The following is a 6,345-nucleotide window of genomic DNA, read 5'->3' as shown; positions in this document are numbered from 1 at the left end:
CACACACACACACTTCGCATCTGGCGGAGTAAACATTTTTTTAGTTTTCTTGTACGCGCGCGTGAAAGGCGCGTATTCCCCCATAAACAAAGGGTCCGACAGAGTTCCTTTTGTTCGCTTTTTCGTACCCTTTTATCTCGTAGAAAAAGGGAAATAAACACGGTTATTTATTCAAAAACTAATGTAATATGAACAAAAATTATTTAGAGAGTAGGGCTTATAGCAAGCCCGAGTGTGAAATGATTCAAGCGGAAGCCGAGCAATTCATCTGCACATCCGTTAGTCCACATCCTGGATCACAGCAAGAAGAATGGGATCCCGATGAAGAAGTAGATGGTGGAGAGTACGAGTTTGAGTAGTTGATAATTGATAATTAAAAAAGATAATGACAATGAAGAAATATCTATTTTTAAGCGTGGCCTTAATGCTCTTGGCAACGACAGGTTGCAGCAGTGATAATAATATCAGTGAGACAGAAGAACCGGCACAAGAGGTGCAATTCAGTTTCGTCAACGAAGACTTCGGCGAGGACGAAACATTGACACGAGCAGCCGCAACAAATAAACCTCAAATCGTCGACCTCGGCGATTGCGAGGCTGAAATAACCGTAGAAAATGAGCCTGCCGCTAAGAAAACACGTGGTGCGACCAGTCCTGCCACTGGCTATTACACGATCCGCGCTTACCAAAGTGGCACGTTGAAAGGGGAAATAAAGGGCACATTTAGTGGCGGAACATTCATACCCGATGCCGGTACAAAAAAAAGTATCAAGTTGTCTCACGGTAATTATGACTTTGTTGCATTCAATGATGACGTAATAGTTTCGGGTAACGATCTGACCGTATCGCGTGAAAAAGCCAAAACGGCGATGATCAGCACCGTAACCGCGGCTATCAATCAAGATCCTGACCAGACAGTCACGTTCACAATGAAACATGTAGGCGCTCGCTTGCGTACCCAGTTCGTTTGTCAGAAGGATATACCCGAGAACATTACCGCCACGTTGGAAACTACGGCTGCTAATGTGATCCCTACAAGCGTAACTTACAATCTCTCGACAAAGTCTTATACTGCTACCAACGGAGCGATGGTAACAGAAACAAATAACTCACCAGCCAGCACAGAAGCGAAATACTCGGCTTCGAATTATGGGCAAAACTATTCCTATACTTCAACAAGTGATTATCACTACTTCTTACCCACGACAGAAAGCAGCAAACTGAAGCTAACCAATATCTCTGCCGGCACTGTCTTTTGGAAGCCTATCGGCATCTTCTCGGTTCCTCAGCTCAACGCTACGCTCTCGATGCAAGCAGGTAAATCGTATGTCGTTAAAATTAAGCTCAAACCTAACTATACCTATCTGATGAGTGACGGTACTACCGGTTTCCTCCGCGAAACCATTTACGGTGATGGTCCAAAGATACCGATTGCTGTTATATTAGATCTAGGACAACACATGGCTTTAGCCTTGAAAGATGCTAACGAAGGAAATGACATAATATGGTGTGCGGGTAATTATGTTACTACTTGGACAGACACAAATACGCATATGACACCGAATATAAACGATGCATTAAATGGCTTGGCTACTAGCGGTTATGACGAGACCTATGATCCAAGCTACAGTACAAACGCAGTTACCGGAGATAAGAGAAAAGGAAAGAATCCAGATTTCCCGGCATTTAAGGTAGCAGCCGACTATAATTCCGGCGTAACTTATACCGGCTCACCTGAGCTGCAATGGTATCTCCCTTCATTGAGCGATTTTAAATGGATGTTTTCCACTTTGGGCTTTGGCAATAAAGCTGCAGTAATTAAGACTAACCAACAATATGGCTGGTATGGTGCTTTGGCCAATAGTGCCTTTACACAAGTGGGTGGCACACCTCTCGCCATCATCACTTATTATTTCACAAGTTCTGATAGAGATCATTCCAATGCTGGTATTATCCATGCGTATTCGTCTTTTGTACGCTGGGACACATTCCCTAAGCGAAGCAACAATCGCGTGCGCCCCTTCGTACGTTATTGATAAAAGTAGTATCGTGTTGCCCAGTAAGCACTATCGTGCAGGGTAAAAGGTACTATTGTATTGAGTGAAAAGTACTATCGTGTTTTTGGACCTCTCGGAAGCCCTTTATATAAAGGGAGTTCGAGAGGGGCAAAAGCCTCATTAAAAACAACATAAAAACAAGAAGAAAATGGATTATTCACTGAATCCTAGAAAATGAGTGTTGGCCCGCTGAAAGGTCAAACAGTGTATGTACCGAGTCTGGTTTGCCAGAAAGAGCAGATCTCGTTTGAAGAACTTTGTGCCACCATGGCCGAAGATTCTACGGTGGGTGAGGCTGATGTGGCAGCCGTGTTTTACAAGGCTCGCAAAGTGTTGAATTGTTTTTGTTCGTTGGGCTATATCGTGGATGCCGGCCCTTTCAGCAAGTTTTACCCCACGATCACATCAAGGGTGGTAACAGACATCAAGGATTTCAATGCCTCTGAGCATATCAAACGCGCGCAGATGCGTTTTTGTCCCGACGAAGGATTTCCGCGATTTGAAGGGTGTAGAGTATCACAAAGTGCCGAAACAGGACAGAAAGAAGAGCGGAAAGACTCCACCCAAGCCATAGAATTCAGAATGATTGTGCTCACACGTAATGACCAATTGAGAGTGTGTATCAGGATTTGATGTGACTCCGAAAGTTAGATAAAGAACTTTGGAGTCACATTGCTTTTTCTTATTTGCCTTTCATCTGTTCACAGTAGTGTACCCCGAACAATGTTCTCTGCGGTCTCAGTGATTCTAAGGTGATATTTGTCGGTGTAAGAAATGGTCATTAGGCGCTGAGGACAGGCTTCATCGTGCGGAATAGAAAGAGCAACGTGTCCCATTGTACGGCGCAGATTCAGTTCTACGCAGGGATGGAGCTTGCATTTTCCGCTATCGGCAACAATCATCATATCGATTCCTAACGGACCGTTGTATATGGGAGCCAAATGGTCGGTGAGTAGGTGGATAATCGCCTCGCGTATGGTGTCGAGTAACGAGATGGAGATATGTTGTGAGAGGAGATGTTGTTTTTCGCTTTCGGTGGCAATAATACTGCCTATGTAGGAACCATTGGTTGTTTTGAAGAGCGATAAACCTTGGTAAGTAATGGTACCGGCGGCACAGTTGAACTCCATTCCGAAGTCTCGAATTTTGTTATAAAAAGGCTCAATCATCAGTCCGCCTTGCCGTTTGAGTGTGTTCATAGCCCACCCTTTGAGGTGTGGCTCTAATTCGTCTGTCGGTGCGTCGACATATCTGAGTCCGCGACCGCTACTGCTCCACGGTGCTTTGAACACCGACCGGCGGAGCTGCCGAGCTTGCATCTCTACTGTTTGAATGTCGGTGATATATTCGCTTGTACCGATGAGCCGGTCGTCGATACCGACCAATTGTGGCAAAAGTTGCTCGCCGGCCCAGCGTCTGTTACTGAGTCGGCGCATTTGGGTCAGCTGTTCGTCGCTTGGTGTCAGTCTTTCTAATTCAGGATTGATGGTCCGCAGTTGAGCTTTCAGCAAACGATCCCAGCCCCACGGATCAATGGTAATATCACTGAACGATACGACGGAGAGGTCGGCTGGCGTGACAAAGAGAACATCGGCCGTGTGACATTTCAGATGACGAACGGAATTGACGGCTGCCGAAACCTTCTCAACGAGTATTAAATCGCCGTCGTCTACCCACAGTGCCGGCAAGAATCCGAGGTCTGTCCGCAGTTCCCGAGCTGCGTGGGGAGCTGTAAAGTGCAGCTCGTCAGCGGCCAGTGCAATGTCGTGTTCGGGGTTAAATATGTGCAATGTCATTTTATACCTCGTTCATTTAGCGCCTTAGAATATCTTGCTGCATTCTTTTGATGTTCCTGATAGGTATGGGCAAAGTTGTGTGTCCCGCTGAAATCTTCCTTGGCACACATATACAGGTAGTCGTGGTGTACGTGATCGAGCACGGCATCGATGCCCGCTACGCTCGGAATACGAATGGGGCCCGGGGGTAAGCCAACGTTCTTATACGTGTTGTAAGGACTGTCAATGTGCAGCAGATTATTGTAAATTCGCCGCAGGCCGAATCTTCGCCAGGCATACTTGATGGTAGGGTCGGCCTGCAATGGCATTCCGTTGGGATACTCGGCATTGCGCAGTTTGAGCCGATTGTAGTACATTCCCGCCACCATCGGTTTTTCTGCGTCGTTGGCCGTTTCCTCATCGATAATGCTAGCCAGTGTAATTACCTCGTTTTCAGTCATTCCCATCTGCTTGGCTTTCTCCCGGCGCTTGAAGTTCCAGAATCTTTCGCTCTCCCGTTTCATCCGATCCAGGAGCTTCTCAGGTGAGATATTCCAATAAACGTCGTATGTGTTTGGGATGAACATACAGGCAATGGTCAGCGTGTCGTAGCCGTAGCGGTGGCAGATCTTTTCGTCGGTGAGTACCCGATAGATTGTTGCACTGTCGAGCATCAGCTTTTTGGAGAGTTCGGCGGATAGGCGATCCAGTGTGCGGACTGATGGAATAGTGAGTTCGACTGGTGCCTGCTGACCGTTTTTGATACATCTGAATATCTTGAAAGCCCCGTCTTTGGGCGTTACGGCATAGCGCCCTGTTCGAATATGTTTTGAGTAAGCGCTGTGGCGTAGCAGTGTCCGTAGGCCTTGTATTCCGTGACAGGTGGCTATTGATGAGAGCTTCGCCAGCACCGAGTCGACGTTATCGTTATTGTCGATATAGATGTATTCGGTCTTGGGGCGTGCTGAGAACGAAAAGAAAAAGTAATAAAACACTAGTCCGCAAATCCCGAGCAGGCACACGGCCGCAGGTATGAGGTATCGATTTGTGAGTTTTCTGTTCATATCTTTCATTATCATAAAAACGCTGCAAAGGTAGTAAAAAGCAGATTGTTTTTACTACCTTTGCAACAATATTTTATGATTTAAAGGTGGAATATAATGAGAGAATATGATATATATATATTCGATTTAGACGGTACACTGCTCGACACGCTTACCGATCTGGCTGCAAGTTGCAATTATGCGCTGCGCACGGCGGGTATGCCCGAGCGTACCTTGGACGAAGTGAGACTATTTGTGGGTAATGGGGTTAAGCTGCTGATGGAGCGAGCTACGCCTGGCGGACTTGGCAATCCGCGTTTTGAAGAAGTGTATGAGACCTTCCGTCGCCATTACCTTGTGCACAGTCTCGATACGACGCGCCCTTATCCTGGCGTTATCAAGTTGTTGGCCGAACTGAAACGCAGAGATAAGCGCTTGGCGATTGTCAGCAACAAGTTTTATGATGCCACGCAGGATCTGTGTCGACATTTTTTTAGCCGCTATGTCGAAGTGGCTATCGGCGAACGCGAAGACATCCGGAAGAAGCCGGCCCCGGACACGGTCATAGAAGCATTGCGACAGTTGGGTGTGACGAAAGAACGTGCTGTATATATCGGAGACAGCGACGTGGATGTGGCCACAGCGCGTAATAGCGAGCTTCCTTGTATCAGTGTGCTATGGGGATTCAGATCAAAAGATTTTCTTATCGCTCACGGTGCTACTACATTTGTGAATTGTCCGCAAGAGATTCTATTTGAATGATAGTTTTGTTGGGCGTATCGAATTGAAACTTTCCACGTGTTTCGACTTTAGTTAGACTTGTTTGTTTGTATTATATTACGCCAATTCGGGATAAGAAAATAACCGAAAAGCGACTCTATCATTTATCTGCAAATGGAATGGAGAAGATTTTTCTGTGAGAAAGCGGCTCAATCCATCGAAAAATAAAAGAAATATTCTCAAGACGACAAGGAAGCGTTAATAAATAAGATATATTTTCTCTCTCTCTATCGTAAAATGCAAATAAACAAAAATAAATTTCTTCTTTCCATTGGGAAGTGTGAATATATTTAAATTTATTTGCTGTTTCCGATGGAATCAGAAGAAAAACAAAGATTTATGAACAATTCCAGATGGAAACAGAGAAAAAAAGTATTTTTTCGACCGGTTTCCACAAATTAAGAATCGAAAAACGGAAAAGTTTGTTCCGCCGGCAGAAAAACAACTTTCTTATCCCGAACAGGCGTATTATATTTTACTCCGCGGTGTGAGCTTTTTGATAGCTCTATCACGATAGCTTTTCCACTCTTTCTTTATCTCTCAGGTTCTTTCCAAGACTTGCACGGGTGTCATTAAATCTATACTCATGTGTGGACGTTGAGTGTTATAGAATTCGATTGCTTTGTCTATTTCTGCCCTGACTTCCAAAATAGAATGAAACTGCTTTCTCTTGAATATTTCATTTTTAATA

The 6,345-nt window shown here is 45.2% G+C and carries 7 protein-coding genes; 4 read left to right on the top strand and 3 right to left on the bottom strand.

Going from position 1 to position 6,345, the window contains the following annotated elements:
* Window positions 1-188: 188 nt before the first annotated feature.
* The 3 genes from RWY97_RS09870 to RWY97_RS09860 all read left to right on the top strand — a co-directional run bounded on the left by RWY97_RS09870 (window position 189) and on the right by RWY97_RS09860 (window position 2,689).
* Window positions 189-359: a hypothetical protein gene (locus tag RWY97_RS09870; protein ID WP_021584489.1), complete on the top strand. Its 171-nt coding sequence runs from the start codon at window positions 189-191 to the stop codon at window positions 357-359.
* 32 nt (window positions 360-391) lie between these two features.
* Window positions 392-2,035, top strand: coding sequence for a hypothetical protein (locus RWY97_RS09865; protein ID WP_315566940.1), 1,644 nt, complete (start codon window positions 392-394; stop codon window positions 2,033-2,035).
* A 195-nt stretch (window positions 2,036-2,230) separates the two neighbouring features.
* Complete coding sequence (locus tag RWY97_RS09860; protein ID WP_315566938.1) at window positions 2,231-2,689, top strand: HU family DNA-binding protein; 459 nt, start codon at window positions 2,231-2,233, stop codon at window positions 2,687-2,689.
* A 68-nt stretch (window positions 2,690-2,757) separates the two neighbouring features.
* Here RWY97_RS09860 and RWY97_RS09855 read toward each other — a convergent pair whose 3' ends face one another.
* Together RWY97_RS09855 and mltG are read right to left on the bottom strand one after the other, a co-directional pair.
* Entirely contained in the window at window positions 2,758-3,852 is a 1,095-nt protein-coding gene (locus RWY97_RS09855; protein ID WP_315566937.1) for a hypothetical protein, read from the bottom strand.
* The gene (mltG, locus tag RWY97_RS09850) at window positions 3,849-4,895 is read right to left on the bottom strand and encodes an endolytic transglycosylase MltG (protein ID WP_273176888.1); all 1,047 of its coding nucleotides are present in this window, start codon (window positions 4,893-4,895) and stop codon (window positions 3,849-3,851) included. The genes RWY97_RS09855 and mltG overlap by 4 nt, the downstream gene beginning before the upstream one ends.
* 96 nt (window positions 4,896-4,991) lie before the next feature.
* On the opposite strand from mltG, the gene RWY97_RS09845 reads away from it, so the two are divergent.
* Window positions 4,992-5,636: an HAD family hydrolase gene (locus tag RWY97_RS09845; protein ID WP_315566935.1), complete on the top strand. Its 645-nt coding sequence runs from the start codon at window positions 4,992-4,994 to the stop codon at window positions 5,634-5,636.
* Window positions 5,637-6,194: 558 nt separating this feature from the next.
* Here RWY97_RS09845 and RWY97_RS09930 read toward each other — a convergent pair.
* A complete protein-coding gene (locus RWY97_RS09930; RefSeq protein ID WP_390883298.1) occupies window positions 6,195-6,332 on the bottom strand; it encodes an integrase core domain-containing protein in 138 nt (45 codons plus the stop codon).
* Window positions 6,333-6,345 lie beyond the last annotated feature (13 nt).

This window comes from Hoylesella pleuritidis, from assembly GCF_963541955.1.
Classification (GTDB): Bacteria; Bacteroidota; Bacteroidia; order Bacteroidales; family Bacteroidaceae; genus Prevotella; species Prevotella pleuritidis.
Note: the sequence above shows the minus strand (reverse complement) of the source record. Positions and strands in the feature narration are given on the sequence as shown.